15 protein-coding genes are annotated in these 16,669 nt (G+C 50.0%); 2 read left to right on the forward strand and 13 right to left on the reverse strand.

All coding sequences use genetic code 11. From position 1 onward, the window contains the following. Window positions 1-8 precede the first annotated feature (8 nt). From trpS to JSN25_RS15265, 10 genes are all read right to left on the reverse strand, one after another. On the reverse strand, window positions 9-1,013 hold the full coding sequence (gene trpS, locus JSN25_RS15220; protein ID WP_137347227.1) for a tryptophan--tRNA ligase: 1,005 nt from the start codon (window positions 1,011-1,013) through the stop codon (window positions 9-11). Window positions 1,014-1,230: 217 nt separating this feature from the next. Next, window positions 1,231-3,015 carry a diguanylate cyclase gene (locus JSN25_RS15225; protein ID WP_121529000.1) on the reverse strand — a complete coding sequence of 595 codons (1,785 nt, stop codon included), beginning with the start codon at window positions 3,013-3,015 and terminating at the stop codon, window positions 1,231-1,233. Between the two features lie 118 nt (window positions 3,016-3,133). Continuing rightward, complete coding sequence (locus tag JSN25_RS15230) at window positions 3,134-4,243, reverse strand: AI-2E family transporter (protein WP_069324210.1); 1,110 nt, start codon at window positions 4,241-4,243, stop codon at window positions 3,134-3,136. Between the two features lie 236 nt (window positions 4,244-4,479). Next, window positions 4,480-6,408, reverse strand: a complete 1,929-nt coding sequence (locus tag JSN25_RS15235) for a putative bifunctional diguanylate cyclase/phosphodiesterase (protein ID WP_199966817.1) — start codon at window positions 6,406-6,408, stop codon at window positions 4,480-4,482. A 17-nt stretch (window positions 6,409-6,425) separates the two neighbouring features. Continuing rightward, the gene (locus JSN25_RS15240) at window positions 6,426-6,920 is read right to left on the reverse strand and encodes a putative pterin-binding protein (RefSeq protein ID WP_038640347.1); all 495 of its coding nucleotides are present in this window, start codon (window positions 6,918-6,920) and stop codon (window positions 6,426-6,428) included. 399 nt (window positions 6,921-7,319) lie between these two features. Next, window positions 7,320-7,961, reverse strand: a complete 642-nt coding sequence (locus JSN25_RS15245) for a helix-turn-helix transcriptional regulator (RefSeq protein WP_069324208.1) — start codon at window positions 7,959-7,961, stop codon at window positions 7,320-7,322. Between the two features lie 124 nt (window positions 7,962-8,085). After that, the gene (locus tag JSN25_RS15250) at window positions 8,086-9,054 is read right to left on the reverse strand and encodes a threo-3-hydroxy-L-aspartate ammonia-lyase (protein ID WP_204525089.1); all 969 of its coding nucleotides are present in this window, start codon (window positions 9,052-9,054) and stop codon (window positions 8,086-8,088) included. Between the two features lie 27 nt (window positions 9,055-9,081). Then, entirely contained in the window at window positions 9,082-9,477 is a 396-nt protein-coding gene (locus JSN25_RS15255; RefSeq protein ID WP_204525090.1) for a RidA family protein, read from the reverse strand. A gap of 225 nt (window positions 9,478-9,702) precedes the next feature. Beyond that, window positions 9,703-10,011: a monooxygenase gene (locus tag JSN25_RS15260; protein WP_038640354.1), complete on the reverse strand. Its 309-nt coding sequence runs from the start codon at window positions 10,009-10,011 to the stop codon at window positions 9,703-9,705. A 39-nt stretch (window positions 10,012-10,050) separates the two neighbouring features. Beyond that, window positions 10,051-10,842, reverse strand: a complete 792-nt coding sequence (locus tag JSN25_RS15265) for a PhzF family phenazine biosynthesis protein (RefSeq protein ID WP_087856342.1) — start codon at window positions 10,840-10,842, stop codon at window positions 10,051-10,053. Between the two features lie 134 nt (window positions 10,843-10,976). Between JSN25_RS15265 and JSN25_RS15270 the strand changes: the two genes are divergently transcribed. Continuing rightward, on the forward strand, window positions 10,977-11,675 hold the full coding sequence (locus JSN25_RS15270) for an RluA family pseudouridine synthase (RefSeq protein WP_087856343.1): 699 nt from the start codon (window positions 10,977-10,979) through the stop codon (window positions 11,673-11,675). A 38-nt stretch (window positions 11,676-11,713) separates the two neighbouring features. Here the strand turns inward: JSN25_RS15270 and mdtK are convergent, their stop codons facing one another. After that, window positions 11,714-13,087: a multidrug efflux MATE transporter MdtK gene (mdtK, locus tag JSN25_RS15275; protein ID WP_038640359.1), complete on the reverse strand. Its 1,374-nt coding sequence runs from the start codon at window positions 13,085-13,087 to the stop codon at window positions 11,714-11,716. A 217-nt stretch (window positions 13,088-13,304) separates the two neighbouring features. On the opposite strand from mdtK, the gene JSN25_RS15280 reads away from it, so the two are divergent. Next, entirely contained in the window at window positions 13,305-13,946 is a 642-nt protein-coding gene (locus JSN25_RS15280) for a riboflavin synthase (RefSeq protein WP_038640361.1), read from the forward strand. A gap of 47 nt (window positions 13,947-13,993) precedes the next feature. On the opposite strand, the gene cfa is transcribed toward JSN25_RS15280, so the two are convergent. Together cfa and punC are read right to left on the reverse strand one after the other, a co-directional pair. Continuing rightward, window positions 13,994-15,142 (reverse strand): cyclopropane fatty acyl phospholipid synthase, encoded by a 1,149-nt coding sequence (gene cfa / locus JSN25_RS15285; RefSeq protein WP_085049407.1) that lies wholly within the window; start codon window positions 15,140-15,142, stop codon window positions 13,994-13,996. Window positions 15,143-15,432: 290 nt separating this feature from the next. Next, entirely contained in the window at window positions 15,433-16,638 is a 1,206-nt protein-coding gene (gene punC, locus JSN25_RS15290; RefSeq protein ID WP_204525734.1) for a purine nucleoside transporter PunC, read from the reverse strand. Window positions 16,639-16,669 lie beyond the last annotated feature (31 nt).

The raw sequence follows: 16,669 nt of genomic DNA on the forward strand, positions 1-16,669 counted from the left end.
ATTCGTGTTCAGAACACCGGTAAACCCAGCCCTTGTTTCACTTCTCTTAATGTCTGCTGTGTGACTTCGTGCGCCTGTTCACTGCCTTTTTTCAGCATCGCCATCAGCATGCCTTTATCCTGAATGTAAGTTGCCCGACGCTCACGCATCGGCGCGATGAGTTCTTGCAAGCACATCTCCAGCTCATTTTTGCATGCCCTGTCACCTAATCCGCCGCGCTGATAATGCGCTTTCATCTCCGCAACTTTGATTTTATCTGGGTGAAACGCGTCGAGGTAGGTGAATACGATATTGCCGTCAATCTGCCCCGGATCGGACACTTTCAGATGATTAGGGTCGGTGTACATTGCGCTGACGGCGCGATGAATGGTTTCCTCGCTGGCGGACAACAGAATTGTATTACCTAGTGATTTCGACATCTTGGCGTTACCGTCGATACCGGGCAGACGACTGGTTTCACTCAGCAACGCTTTGCAATGCGACAAGACTGGGGCAGGTAACAAGCTATTCATTTTGTGCACGATTTCATTGGTCTGTTCGATCATCGGCAGTTGATCGTCGCCGACCGGAACCACTTCAGCTTTGAAGGCTGAAATATCTGCCGCCTGACTGATGGGATAAACCAGAAAGCCAACCGGTAACGAGCGGGCGAACCCTTTCTGCGCAATTTCGTTTTTGACCGTAGGATTACGTTCCACGCGCGCCACGGTAACGATGTTCATATAAAGCGCGGTCAGTTCGGCAAGGGCGGGCAAGGCCGATTGCAAACAAATGGTGGTGAGTGAGGGGTCTATGCCCGCGGCGAGATAGTCAGCCAGCACTTCGGGAATGTTGTTTTGGATCTTTTGTGGCGTACTGCCGTTATCGGTCAGTCCTTGCAGGTCTGCGACCAATATAAACTGCTGATAATCGTACTGCAGCGTGGCGCGTTGGCGCAACGAGCCAACATAGTGGCCGAGGTGCAACGGGCCAGTAGGACGATCGCCAGTGAGGATGATGGTTTTGTTGTTCATATAAGACTCCTTAAGCGTAAAACCGAAAGGGGTCTTCAAATGCAAATAACCGCCTTTCGGCGGTTATTTAAAATGGGGAAACACATTCTGACCGCCTTTAAGAAGGCAGCCACCACAGATTATGAGTAAAAGCGTTGATATCGTGTCTGGTGTTCATCCCGTCAACTTACCACTACCTGACGTAGAGGTAAAGCAATGCGCCGACAACTGACATAGTTCAGCTCGCTTCCAGCATGCCAAAGCTCACAATGCGCGAGCGCCCCAGTTCTTTTGCGCGATACAGCGCGACGTCTGCGGCACGCAGCAGATTATCGCTTTGGGCATGCTGCGGGTAGCTGGCAACACCGATAGAGACATCCACGTGGCCAATATCGGATACGCCAAAGCGCAGTGACAATTCGCGTACGCCGTTGTAAATATCCGTCGCAAAACTATTGGCCGCCTGTTCATCCGCACCTGCCAGCAGTACCAGAAACTCTTCGCCACCGTAACGGAAAGCCATGCCGCTGTCGTGGACAACACGCTGAATAACGGCGGCGATACTTTTTATCACACTATCGCCGGCCTCATGACCAAAGCGGTCATTGATGTTTTTGAAATGGTCGATATCGATCATCAGGCAACTGATCGGTTCTTGGGTACGAACCGCCTGGCTCATCTGGGTACGGAGAGTATCTTCAAGATGATGACGATTGCGCAGGCCGGTTAGGGGGTCGTACAGCGCTTTCTCCAGCAACGCATCGCGCAGGCGTTGGTTGGCTAATGCCAGACCGAGTGCTTCTGCCATCAGTTCCAGGTAGGCGCGAGATGAGGTGGAATCCTCGCTGAGATTCTGGAATGAGAGCAGGCCGATGGCTTCACCCTGGGCAATCAGCGGCACGCATAAGGTATGCCGCTGGCACGATTCTGGCAGATGGTAGCAGGCGATATCCGGTTCGTCTTGTACCGGTGGATGGCTCTGGCCGCGGCGTACCGCCCAGCATTCGTCCGGGTGAAACGCATCGGCTTTACCCTCTGGTGAGAGCCACTGCGCAACGCAGCGCATCTGCCAAGGCTCCCGATCCAGTATGTACAGTCGGCCGGCGATACCTGGAGCAATATTCGGCGCGAACAGTTCCGCCACATTAATAACATCGGCAAAACTTTCGCACCCCTGCAGACGCTGCGTCATGCGCGCCAGTAGTTCGCGGATCCCCCAGTCGGCGTCTCTCTCTTTCTCCAGCCGCTGACGGGCCAGCCCGTTCTCGCGAAAAATCCGGATCGCCTGGGCCATATCGCCAATTTCATCGATCTGGTTAAAGCTGGGTGTCTCGACAGCATAATCTTGCGATGCCAGACGGTTAACTACATCGCTCAAACGCACCACCGGGCGCAACACACGGCGCTTCAATATAAACCCAAGAACGAACAAAAATAGCAGCGCCGTAAGACCGACCATCACTTCAGAGGCTGTGCGCAGTGTACGTGACGCCTGAGTGGCATCTTCAATGGCATTGAGTACACGGTTGTCGAGCAACTGGCGGAAATGGTCTATCCGGTCCTGTGCCCGCTCCAGTTCCTGTTCATAGGTTTTGCTGAAGAGCAGGGCAATCGCTTGTGTGTGTTCTCCCCGCGCGACGCTGGCCAGCGCTGCAGTTTGTTCGTCCTGCAGAGCATCAACAATCTGCAATCCTTCATGCAATAGCGCCAGTTCTTCACCTGTCGCTCCGGCATCTTTCAACGCTGCCAGGCGATGCTCAACGGCTTTCAGTGACGCCTCTTTCTGACGATAGTTGTTCAAAGCATCAGGGTCTTTACTGACCACGTAGAGACGCGCCATATCAGACAGCGACCAGGCGTCGAGTTCCACTTCTTCGGTCAGTTGGTCAAATTTATAACGTTGTTCCACCACCTGGCGTTCGGTGTTATCGGCGTTGGACGCCATCAGCATGACAACGCCGGAGGCGATGGTCAGGCATACCGTCGCGCTGTAGGCCCAGTTGGTGATTGTGGCTATTCGCACTGATTAGTTCCTTCTGCGACGATTAATCAATTAGCATGATTGAAATTATAGGAAACGTATGATTTTGCGTGAAAATAAAAAAGGCGGCTCTGGGCCGCCTTCTGTTATCGTCCTGACATCATAAATCTGGAGGATTTTTTCCTTCTTCCATAAAGGCTTCGTCGATACCTTCCACGTTACCGGCATGATCGCGCCCGGAAAACAGGTTCCAGCAGGTAATGAACAGCGCGGCGATCAGCGGGCCAATCACAAACCCGTTAATGCCGTAAATCTCCATCCCGCCGAGGGTGGTTATCAGAATCAGGTAGTCCGGCATTTTGGTGTCTTTTCCTACCAAAAGCGGGCGCAGGATGTTGTCCACCAGACCGACGATAATCACGAAGAACCCGACGATAAACAGCCCTTGCCAAAGTTGGTGCGTAGCGAAGAGGAATATGGCTGCGGGTACCCAGACGATTGCCGAGCCGACGGCAGGCACCAGAGAGAGAAACGCCATTAATGCGCCCCACAGAACGCTGCCGTCGATATCCACAATCGCAAACGCGATGCCGCCAAGAATCCCCTGAACTAAAGCCACAACTGCTGTGCCCTTGACGGTTGCGCGCGTTACACCGACAAATTTGGCGAACAAATGCTGTTTGGCAAAATCAGAAAGTGGTAATGAGTCCAGAATCTGGCGTACCAGATAAGGTCCATCTTTTAACAAGAAAAACAGCAGATACAGCATGATGCCAAAGCTGATGGCAAAGCCGAATGTCCCTTTACCGATCAGGAACGCGCTGCCCGCAAGGTACTGGCCGCCTTGCAACACAATGTCGGACAGCTTTTTCTGGATTTCTGCAACATTATCCAGATTGTGTTCTGCGAGGAATCCTCGCGCCCAGCCAGGAAGATACGAAAGAATAGAGGTGACGACTTCGGGAAACTGCGTGTCGTTTTGTTGCAGTTTGTTGTAAACCACATTGAGTTCAATGGCCAGCGATGACAGGATCACCATGAGTGGGATAAAGACAATTAAACAGATAATGGCGATGGTTATTAACGATGCCAGCCCGTTGCGTTCGCCAAGTGCGCTGCGCAACCTGTTTTTTACCGGGTTAAAAATAGTCGTTAAGATCGCGGCCCACAAAATGGCGGAAAAGTAGGGGGACAGCACGTCGAAGAACGCCCAGGTAACGAGGGCAAGTATGAAAATGAAGAAACCTTTGGTCAGTCCGTTAAATCGCATCGGTGAATCCTGTAATGAGAAGCAGTCCCGACTATAGAACCGTTCTGAGGATTTACCAACTTTTGCTGAAGATCTCTGCTCAATACTTGCGGATACCGACTCACGTAAGCTCAGAGAGGATATCGTCCCATCATTTTTTTTAAACAGGTAATGAAACAGGTCATTTCCGTAAAACCTACATAGTGGGGCAACAGTGTTGTTGCCCCACTTTAGCTGCCAGGGATATCCGTTCTGATTTAGCCGTGTCTGATTTTCCCATCAATTCCCGGTTGAGGTTTACCAAACAGATATCCTTGTGCGAAATCACAGCCCAGTGCCTGAAGTTTTTCCAGTTGTTCCTGTGTTTCAACGCCTTCTGCAACAGCCTTCATATTAAGGGATTTCGCCATGCCTGTAATGAGTTTGATAATATTAAGGGCATCGTCCTGGGTAGATAGTGAATGTACAAAGGACTTATCTATTTTTATTTTATCGAAGGCCAGCCGGCTCAACCGGGAAAGAGAAGAATACCCGGTACCAAAATCATCGATGGAGATTTTCACGCCCAGCGCCCTGAGTTTATTCAGCGTATTCATCGGTGTATTACTCTCAGTAAAGATGGAGGATTCAGTGACCTCCAGTTCAAGGCGTTGAGCGGGGAGTCCTGTTTCTTTCAGAATAGTCAGCACTATTCCGGCAAAGGCTTTGCTGCTTAGCTGTACCGGCGAGACATTGACTGAAATTTTGGCCGGAATCGCCCAGGAAGCCGCTTCCGTACAGGCAATTTCCAGCACAAATTTTCCCATCTCGTTAATCATGCCTGTTTTTTCAGCAACAGGAATAAAACTATCCGGCGACAGGAGGCCCTTTAGAGGGTGAACCCAACGAATAAGGGCTTCATAGCTGTAAATTTCCCGGCTGAAAGAATCCACAATAGGCTGATAATAAACCACGAATTCTTTATTCACTATGGCCATCGCCATATCATGCTCAAGCGTTCTGCTTTCTTGCAGCTTTTCTAACATCCATTGCCGGAAGACTTTTATCTTACCTGAACCTTCATTTTTGGCTTCATACAGGGCCAGATCTGCAAATTTATAAAGATAATCGGAGCGGCGTTCTGTTTCTGATATAACAATCCCAACACAGGTAGTTATGTTTATAATTGTGTTATAAATCGTGTAGGGTTGGCTGATAAAATCGCATATCTTTTGGGCGCGCGAAACGGCCTGGCTCTCTGTCAGACCACTTGAGAGAAACGCAAACTCATCTCCACCTAAGCGATACAGCGTATCTGAAGTGTGGCTCATTGAAATCAGACGGTCCGATATCTGGCGTAATAAAATATCACCGGCATCATGACCATAGGTATCATTTACCTCTTTGAATCGGTCTAAATCAAACAGCATCACAGTCACGGAATCGTTGTTTTTTTCTGCCATCTCGATTGTTTGATTTAAATTCCCCCAGAAGAATTGGCGGTTATTCATATCAGTAAGCGAGTCATGGTAGACGTCATATTCCAGTTTTGCATTCTGGATTTGCAACTTTTCTTTAGAATTCTGAAGTTCTTCAGCGAGACTCTTTACCTGAAGATGCGCTCGCAGAATATTTCTGTTCTGAAAGAATATCAGTACACCCAGTATCGCACTCAGTATGATCAGCAGAACAGAGGTTGCCGAGTAAATATAGTACAGCGTTTGAATTTTAAGGTTGGCGTTATTGATCGAGTTAACATCCTTATTTAACGCACCGGATGAAAGGCGGCCAAGTTGCGAATCCAGCGCATGCATTTTTTTCACGTATGCCTGGAGTTCTGAACGGTTCATTTTCTCGAGGTTAACGTCCAGATAGTTAAGCGTATTTTCAAGTTTTAACGCCAGTTCACTGTGCGCCTGATTGCTCGCTATATAGTGCCCTAAATCACCTTCTTTTATCAAATCACTCTGGCTAAGCATAATGTCGAGGCGCAGGCGTACCTCATCGAGGCCCATCGTTTCATCGATAGTGTAAAGACCAAGCAATGATTCGAATCGGTAATATTGCGATACCATTTGCGCAGCGGACCATGAATCGGTGTAATGCGTTAATTTCTGTAACTCTTGCTGCCTTTCATGCACCAGGAAGGAAATATACCCAGTAGATATAAAAAGAAAAAATATGATGCCAGCCAGTATTCTGTTCATGATGTTCCTCTGAACGCTTACTCAATATCCATTCTACTGACCTGCCATGCTGACCTTGAGTAATAAATCTGATTATTCAGTTCAGATATGCTGTCATAGGGATACACAATGAATAACGGCCCTTTATCACGGATTTGCATATATTTTCCGTTGATTTTTAAAGCAAGAATGACATTGTACTTCTTGAAATCATTGAGAGGGATAACGGTGGTGTAGTCATTGAGCGCAGTAACTTTTACAACCGTGCCTTTCGCCCCAACAAAATCCATGAGCTTTTGTAGTGGAATACCCGTAAAAGTCGTGCGTCCATTATACCAGGGAGAAGTGGTCTGAAAACTTACCATGCCCAGTTTCTCGAGGCTGGCGGTATCAAAAGTGGCTTTCCCGTCTTCATTTGTATTTTCTATATTACCGGACACGGTTAAAAGGACTTTGCCCGTAGGTTTGGAAAGTTCACCCGCCCAGAGCTGTGTGGAGACGACCAAGCTTAACAACATGACAAATAACCGCATTCTGACCTCACCTGACTTCCGGATGTAAAAAGATTATAATTTAGATATTATGCTATTTATATATACTGTATGGACATTATTTTACAGTACGCCTGTTTCTTTTTTAACTTAATGAAATCAGTGGGTTAGTGTGGGGTCATTTTATGCATTGATTAAGTAAGGCCGATGCTGTCATTTAAAGTACCGCTAAAATTTACCCCGTCTGTATAAAAATAAGCTATCAATTCAGTCAGCGCAAATAAATACCTACGAATGCCAAGGTTTATTTTTTGCAGTCATAAGGTGACGTTTTTTCGTTGGATGATAATTTCTGGCTGTAAAGCAGCCCCGTAAGTGGGCTTGCTGCGTGCCAGCAATGATTGACAGGCAAGTTGAGGCAGTTATGCCTGTCTGATCAGCTTAATCGCGCATGTGTGCCGACTGGCGCGCATACAGGTAAGCGGTGGCTCGCGACACGCCTAAATGCTGCGCGACGGTATCCATTGATTTTCGTACGTTCAGCAAACCTTCTTTACGGAGTTGTTGAATCAATAACTTACGGTCTTCAGGTTTGAGCGCGCGCGCCGTGGTCGCGCGTTTAGCGGCAAAGTCATCAATACGCTGGCGAATAACTTCATTACTACCGGGATCGATATGTTCTTTTATGGGGGAGTCTTCGGTTTCAGTAAATTGTGCAAGCGCGCTCTGTATACCCCGAAACAACGTCATATCAACATTAAGGCACAGCGCCGCGACGTATTTACCGTCCTCATCCTTGATACCAATGGAAGTGCTTTTTACCGGACGACCATCAGCAAACTGATTGCTATAGTTGGCGATGATGCTGGGAAAGTCTGGTGATGCTATGCGCGCCAGACCCAGTTCTGTTGCTGGTTGGCCTGGTTTACGTCCGGAAAGATTATTATGGATGGATAAAATGGCATGTTCAGGTTTTTTGAGGTCGTGAACAACCACTTCACAAAAGGGAGAAAAGGTCTCGCTTAACCCTCTGGCGATAGTATCAAGTTGGCTGAGAAGCGAGTTATTGTCGGTTTTTGGCATGCCAGTCTCCTGCAGTGGTGGCTTTTGCCACGATGACGAGCAGTTTACAGTGAGCAGGGCTCGCTTTTCCAGACGGGAATGTACAGACAGGAATAAGGTATCTGCATGGCAGATACCTTGCTTATCATCCAGCCAGCAATTCACCATAGCGGCTGATGTCCACGTTTCCACCGCTGATAATAATGCCGATTTTCTTACCCTGAAGTTCAGATTTCCGTGCTCTGGCGGCGGCAAACCCCAGACAGCCAGTTGGCTCTACGACGATTTTCATTCGTTCTGCGATAAATTTCATCGCGGTGACTAATTCAGTATCTGAGACAGTCAGAATATCGTTCACGTTTTGCTGAATAATCGCAAACGTATATTGCCCAAGGTGTTGAGTCTGAGCGCCATCGGCTATGGTTTTCGGTGTATCAATATGAACAATGTTGCCGCTGCGAAACGACTGCTGACCGTCATTGCCTGCCTCAGGTTCTACGCCATAGACCACACAGTCAGAGGAAAGATGCCTCGCTGCCAGTGCGGAACCGGATAGCAGGCCGCCACCACCCAGACATACGAAAAGGACGTCTAACGGTCCCACTTCCTCAATCAACTCTTTCGTTGCGGTGCCCTGGCCCGCAATAACGTGCGGATGATCGTAAGGAGGGATCAGCGTCAGCCCTTGTTTCTCAGCCAGGTCCTGACCAATTTTTTCTCTGTCTTCAGTATAGCGATCGTAAATCACTACATTTCCGCCATACCCTTTGGTCGCGGCAACTTTGGCAGCCGGGGCATCATGCGGCATGATAATTGTCGCCGGAATCCCCAATAATTTTGCCGACAAGGCTATGGCTTGCGCATGATTCCCCGAAGAAAAGGTCACGACGCCCGCAGCCCGTTGTTGTGGCGTGAACTGGCGTAGCGCATTCATAGCGCCGCGAAATTTGAACGCGCCCATCCTCTGGAAGTTTTCGCATTTAAAGAAGACTTCAGCGCCAAATTCTTCATTAACCGTGCGGGACGTCATTACCGGCGTTTTGTTGGCATAATTTGCGATGCGCTCTGCCGCAGCGACAATATCATTATAATCAGGCAGTGTCATATCAGTCATTTTTATTCACCTGTATGCAGTTAAAAATCAGGCCTGTGGGGCCAAAGCCATCGCTTCGATTTCTACGGCAAAACCGTAATGAAGTTCGGCAACGCCAGCGACAGCACGGGCAGGGCGAAAATCACCGATCCACTCACCATAGATCCTGTTAAATGTCGGCCACTGGTTGATATCCGTCACATAGACACGCACTGAAACCAGATGTTGCCGCGAGACTCCAGCACCAGCCAGACAGGCATCGACATTTTGTAAGGCCAGTCTGGTTTGTTCTTCAAAAGACGCATCGGCTTTTTTTTCGCCATCCAGGGGGACTGGCAGTTGCCCGGAAATGAACACAAAACCACCTGCCGTTGTACTGTGCGAGTAATGACCCGCCGGGGGGAAACTTCCTGGTGAAGCATTGAGCGTAATGTCTGGGGACATAAGCGATCTCCTGTGTTTTTGGTAATTCATTTTGTATAAAATAATACTGTTTGTATCATTTATACGCCTTCATGCTCCGGTCGGCTAGTGATAGTTTTCATGGGCGCTGATTTTGTGAACTAAAACAAACGTGACACACGCTATATAGCGGATGTTGGGATATGAGTGAGGGGAAAACTGGGGGGGGAGGTATCGCCCCACAACGGGGCGTTTAAGCCAATAACGTTAGCCAATATGACCGTGGTTAATCTTACTCAATGGCTCATTGATATCGAAGATTTTGAAAAACACTTCTTCCACACCCAGATGTTTCAGGCGGGCAGTATGTTTTTTGATATAAGCCTGTGCGGAGTCTTGATCCTGAAACAGATAGATGCCACCAGCTTCATGATTGGCTTCGTTCTCGGTCCAGATTTTCCAGATAAAGCCCGGCTCCTGATTGATGGATTCGGCCAGTTCGACAAGTTGTTGCGACATCTCGGCGCCAAACGGACCATGAAAATTAAAGTGAATCTGCACCAGTTTGTTCGACATATATCCTCCCTGGATTGGGTTGTGTAACGGATAAGAGGGTTAGCGTAGCAGCACTTTACCCGTCAGGTAAGTTGTTGCCTGCCCGCCAATATAAACGCGAGAGTCCGCCAATTGACAGCGTAAATCTCCCCCGCGTTCAGATACCTGACGCGCCAACATTTCTGTTTTATTCAGTTTTGCGGCCCAGTAAGGAATGAGCATGCTATGCGCCGAACCCGTGACGGGATCTTCTGCGACGGCCTCGCCCGGGCAGAAGAAACGGCTGACAAAATCATATTCCCCGTCGCCAGGCGCGGTAATACAAACCATTTTGCCTAGTGGAACCATGGCGTGGATATTCGGACGTACAGCCTCGACCTGGTGCTGATCCTCCAACACCACCATGTAATCGCGCCCCACGCGAACTTCTTTATATTCTGCGATGCCTAACGCTTCCAGCAGTAAGGCGGGCGGTACGACAGGCTCGCTTTGCCAGGCAGGAAAATCAAGCGTCAGCCATTCACCGCTGCGTGTGACCATCAGCGGACCTACAAATCGGGTGGCAAAATGGATCGTCGTGTCCGGGTAATCCAGATGTTCGAAAATCACATGCGCCGCGGCAAGCGTGGCATGCCCACAGAGATTAATTTCTCCCTGCGTGGTAAACCAACGTAGCTCAAAGCCATTATCATTGGCGACAAAGAAAGCGGTTTCCGACTGGTTATGCTGCTGCGCCATTTTTAATAATGTTTCATCGGGCAGCCAGTCCGTGAGGGGACATACAGCGGCGGCATTACCTGCAAACGTCGTGGTGCTAAAGGCGTCTACCATATAAAAATCGATTTGTTGCACTGTGTAACCCTCTCTTTGCACTCGGGATAACCTCCACTCTACCATGTAATGATTGCCATTAGTTACGCGGGTCGATTCGCCAGTGCAGTGAAAATTCGTTATCATCCGTGCCCACATTCCATCCTGGCTGTCTGATGTCTACAATCCTTGATACCTTTATTGCCCCGCCTTGTCATGACGAGATAGAGATTCTCTATCAGGACGAGCATCTGGTGCTTATCAATAAACCCACAGGGCTGCTTAGCTTGTCGGGGAAAAATCCGCAGAATCTCGATTCGGTACATCACCGGCTGGTACAGATTTATCCCGGTTGCACGTTGGTCCATCGGCTTGATTTCGGCACCTCCGGGCTGATGGTGGTGGCACGTAACAAGGGTATTAACGCCGCGCTGTGCCAGCAGTTTAGTCAGCGCATGGTGACGAAGGTATACAGCGCGCTGTTATGCGGGCATTTGGAAAACAATGCAGGGGTTATCGACGCAGCGATTAGCAAAGATCCGGCGCGGTTTCCGCTGATGACGATTTGCGCCGTTAACGGCAAGCCCGCGCGTTCGCGTTATCAGGTTGTTGAGCGTTTTCTCCATCGCCAGAAGGACGGGGGATTACTCCCCTTAACGCGGGTACAACTGACGCCTGAAACCGGGCGTACCCATCAACTCCGGATCCACTGTCAGCAGTTGGGACATCCTATTTTGGGGTGCGATTTGTATGGTGGGCGTTTGCTGCCAGGTACAGAACTCACCCCGCGACTGATGCTGCATGCCAGCGCATTGCGTTTCAGGCATCCTGTCAGCGAACAGTGGGTGAATGCCGAAAACGCCAGTCCCTTTTGAAGGCGTAAAAAAGCCGCCTGACGGCGGCTATTGTGAGCTTATCGTGCAGCGCGTTGCAAAATGACGGCAGACGGCTGGCGTTGCAGATAACGCATCCGCAGCATCATTAATACGGCCGCAGAGGTCAGACCGATAATAAAGCCCATCCAAAAACCTGCAGGTCCCATCCTGTCGACCACCAGATCGGTAAGCGCCAGAATATAGCCGCTTGGCAGACCCAGCACCCAGTAGGCTGTAAAGGTGATAAAGAAGATAGAGCGCGTGTCTTTATAACCGCGCAGGACACCGCTGCCAATAACCTGGATAGAGTCCGATATTTGATACACTGCGGCCAGCAACATGAGTTGCGCCGCCAGAGCGACAACTTCCGGATTATCGTTGTAGAGCAGGGCAATGTGCTCACGGAAGGTCACGGTGAAAATCGCCGTTATTACCGCCATGCAGACACCAACGCCCAAACCCGTTCTGGCCGCCGTTTGCGCCTCAAGCGTGGAACCTTGACCCAAACGATAACCGACACGAATAGTGACGGCGGCAGCCAGCGACATCGGCAAAACGAACATTAACGAACTAAAGTTCAGCGCGATTTGGTGCCCGGCCACATCGACGATCCCCAGCGGGGAAACCAGTAGCGCAACCACAGCAAACAACGTCACTTCAAAAAATAACGCCAGCGCGATGGGTAAACCCAGTTGTACCAGACGCTTCATCACTGCAGTGTCTGGCTTCTGGAATCCTCGCTCATTACGGATGTCACGCATTGAACGCGCGTGTTTGACGTAAGACAGCATGGCGGCAAACATCACCCAGTAAACCGCCGCCGTGGCCACGCCACAGCCTACGCCGCCAAGTTCCGGCATACCTAAATGACCATAGATGAAAACATAGTTAACCGGGATGTTCACCAGCAGGCCGATAAACCCCATCACCATCGCCGGTTTAGTCTTGGCCAGGCCTTCGCATTGGTTACGGGCTACCTGGAAAAACAAATATCCCGGCGCGCCCCACAGCAATGCGCGCAGATAACCGACGGCTTTATCGGCCAACGCCGGGTCGATGTTATGCATGGAGCGGATGATATAACCCGCATTCCACAGCACGACCATAATCAAAACGGAGACGCTACCAGCCAGCCAGAATCCCTGGCGTATCTGATGGGCGATACGATCGCGGCGGCCGGAGCCATTGAGTTGGGCGATTACCGGCGTCAACGCCAGCAGGAGTCCGTGGCCAAACAGAATAGCCGGCAGCCAGATCGACGTACCAATGGCGACGGCCGCCATATCCGTCGCGCTGTATCCGCCCGCCATGACGGTATCGACGAACCCCATTGCGGTTTGAGCGATTTGCGCAAGAATCACCGGTATTGCCAGAGCTAATAACTGACGCGCTTCACTTACATACTTTTGCACGTGTACACCACTATATTGTTGTTATTTGAGAGACTAAAAAAGCCGCCTTATATGGCAGCAAGGAGAAAAAGCTGGGGAAATTTCAGTCTATTGTAGCGAGGAATACGTAATTCTCCAGTGAAAAAACAGGCAGCGGTGGCGCACTGCTGGCAACCTGAATTTCCACCTGCTATTGTGCTGGGCAGAGATGTCTTAATTGAGTTCAGGAGTGAGAAGTATGTTTACGGGTATTGTGCAGGGCACCGCAAAATTGGTGTCCATTGATGAAAAACCAAATTTTCGTACGCATGTCGTGGAGTTGCCTGAATATATGCTGGATGCGCTGGAGACCGGCGCATCGGTTGCCCACAATGGCTGTTGTCTGACGGTAACCGAAATCAACGGTAATCACATAAGCTTCGATCTGATGAAAGAGACGCTGCGTATCACCAACCTGGGCGACCTTAAGGTCGGGGATATGGTTAACGTTGAGCGTGCGGCAAAATTCAGCGATGAGATTGGCGGGCATTTAATGTCAGGCCATATTATGACCACCGCCGAGGTGTCGAAAATTCTGACTTCTGAAAATAACCGGCAGGTATGGTTTAAAGTTCAGGACCCATCGCTGATGAAATATATCCTGTATAAGGGGTTTATCGGCATTGACGGCATCAGCCTGACGGTCGGCGAAGTCACGCCAACGCGCTTTTGCGTGCATTTGATCCCGGAAACGCTGGAGCGTACGACGCTGGGTAAGAAAAAGCTGGGCGCGCGGGTTAATATCGAAATCGATCCGCAAACGCAAGCGGTTGTTGATACCGTTGAACGTGTGCTGGCTGCGCGTGAAAGCGCCATCAGTAACATAGCGGGCGAGGCCTGAGTCCGGCCTGAAACAAAATGCCCCCGTGAGTACGGGGGCGGCAGCCATTAGCGGGGGACGCGCAGACCGTGTTCGACACCGCGGGAGAAAACCACCTGCCAAAGCTGGATATCGCGAGCACGAAACGCACCGGCGCAGGCGTTCAGGTAATAGCTGAACATCCGTTTAAAACGCTCGGTATAGTTATCGGCGATTTCAGGCCAGGAACGCATGAAGCGTTCGTGCCATGCCATCAGCGTGGTATCGTAATCCGCGCCAAAATTATGCCAGTCTTCCATCACAAAATGCGGCTCGCTGGCGTTGGCAATCTGGCGAACTGACGGTAAACAGCCGTTCGGGAAGATGTATTTATTGATCCACGGATCAACATTATTGTCGGTTTTATTCGAACCGATGCTGTGCAGTAAAAACAGACCGTCCGGCTTTAAATTGCGATCGACAACGTCGAAATAGGTGTTGTAATTTTTCGGGCCGACATGCTCAAACATGCCGACGGAGACAATGCGATCAAATTTGTCGTTCAGGTCGCGGTAATCCTGCAGCAAAATGGTGACGTCCAGTCCCGCGCAACGCGCTTGCGCCATTTTCTGCTGCTCTGCTGAGATGGTCACACCTACCACGCTCACACCGTATTGCGATGCCATAAAATGGGACAAGCCACCCCAGCCGCAACCAATATCGAGCACCCGCATTCCCGGCTTTAACTGCAATTTTTCGGCAATCATTTTTAACTTCGCCTGTTGGGCAGATTCCAGGGTATCGGCATCTTTCCAGTAGGCGCAGGAATACTGCATGTAAGGATCAAGCATGCGGCTAAAGAGGTCGTTGCCCAGATCGTAATGTTCTTTGCCGACAACCCAGGCGCGCTTTTTGGTCTGTAAATTAAACAGTCGTGCCGTGGCGATACGTAAGGTATCTTTGAAGTGGCGGGGGAGTTGATTTTCAAGCCCGGCGCGCAATACCTTGGTGAAAAATATGTCCAGCCGATCGCACTCCCACCAGCCGTCCATATAGCTCTCACCCAAACCTAACGATCCTTCCTGCAGTACGCGTTTGAAAAAATCGGGGTTCTTGACACGAATATCCGCCGCAGCCGAACCATTAATGGTAATGCCTGCACGGCTCAATAATTCATTGGTGATGCGGTACCAGTCATCATCCGGTACGCTGACGTCTTCTATACACGATGAACTCATAGCTTCTCCATCACTGGTCGGTGATCAGAACCTTAAAACAGCGTAGACGCTTTTTTGGGCTTTGTGAGAAATCTCACGGAATTAATCCGCGAATCTTTAATCCGACGTAGAACAGAGGAAGGGAGGAACCCTTACCGAAAAGGCCATCCGTGGAAAAACGGGAACGTTCTTGTCCCCGTTAATACCTAAAAATTATCGTTTTTGTAACAACTGGAAATCAGTATAAGCCTGATTTTTTGACGATTCAATAGAAAATTGTTAGCGGGCTAACTATGTGCCCGCGACAATGATTAGTGAGACTCACCGTGGGCAATTTGCGCCCGGTCATCTGTTTGACGGGTGTTATCGGTCTGCGATTGCATTTTGTAACCGATGGCTGCCAGCAGCACTGTTGTCAGCATCACGCTGGTGGTGGTGAGCAGCGGGGTGGCGATCAGCCACGACACCACAAGACTTGCCAGGAAGCATAAACCCAGTTGCAGGGTATTTTGCAATGCGGCTGCGCGTCCTGTGGCCTGTGGGAAAGGACGTAACGCCTGAGCGACAACGATAGGATAGATTGCGCCGTTGGCAATCGCCATTACGCAGAATGGGATCAGAATTTCAGCCAGCGCAACATGATGAATAAAGCCGGTAGCCCAGGTGGCAACAACGCTGATGGCATAAAGAATCAGTAACCATGGCAGCATCTGACAACCTTGCCATTTTTGCAGCGCCGCACGACAGCCGTAACCACCAATTAAGAAGGCGATAGTTTGCGGAACATAGCTCAGGCCAATCACTGCCGGGCTGTAGCCCATTTCGCTGAGGATAAACGGTGAACCCGTCAGCCATGCGAAAAAGCTTGCGGAGCAGGCGGCATAAATCAGTACGTTTCCACGATAAGCTTTCGAGCGCAACAGTGTGGCGAAAGTCAGTTTATCCTGGCTGTCGTCGCGTGCTTTAACCGTCGGTTTTAAACGCAGGGCCGGAAGCATCAGAATCAGGGTAATAGCAAACAGGGTGGCGAAAATGGCCTGCCAGGAGAAATGGACCAGAATCCAGCTGCCCAATAACGGCGCGAGAGCCGGTGATAACCCGACCAGCGGCATAATGGTGGCAAAGATGCGGTTTACTTTTTGTGAAGGGTAATAGTCTGTAACCAGCGCCTGCCAGATAACCGACGCGGCACAGACGCCAACGGCCTGAATAAAGCGTAGCGCCAGCAAACCAGTGGCGTTTTCAACCCACAGCATACCCAGACTACCCAGCGCAAAAATAGATAAACCCAACAGTAAAATCGGTTTACGGCCATAGCGGTCCGAGAGCGGTCCCCACAGTAGTTGTGCGACGGCGAAACCCGCTAAAAATAAACTTAGGCTGGCGCTGACGGCAGATGCAGGTGTTTGCAGATCGGACTGAATCGCGGCAAAGGCGGGCAGATACATATCCGTCGCCAGAAAGCCGAGCACGCTAAGGCCCGCCAACCAGACTAAAAAACCTTTCCCAGGTTGCATCATCATTTCTCTTTTTTTAGCAATAGAACAA

Origin of the sequence: Citrobacter cronae, from assembly GCF_016893685.1 — a bacterium.
In the GTDB taxonomy this organism is placed as follows: Bacteria; Pseudomonadota; Gammaproteobacteria; order Enterobacterales; family Enterobacteriaceae; genus Citrobacter; species Citrobacter werkmanii.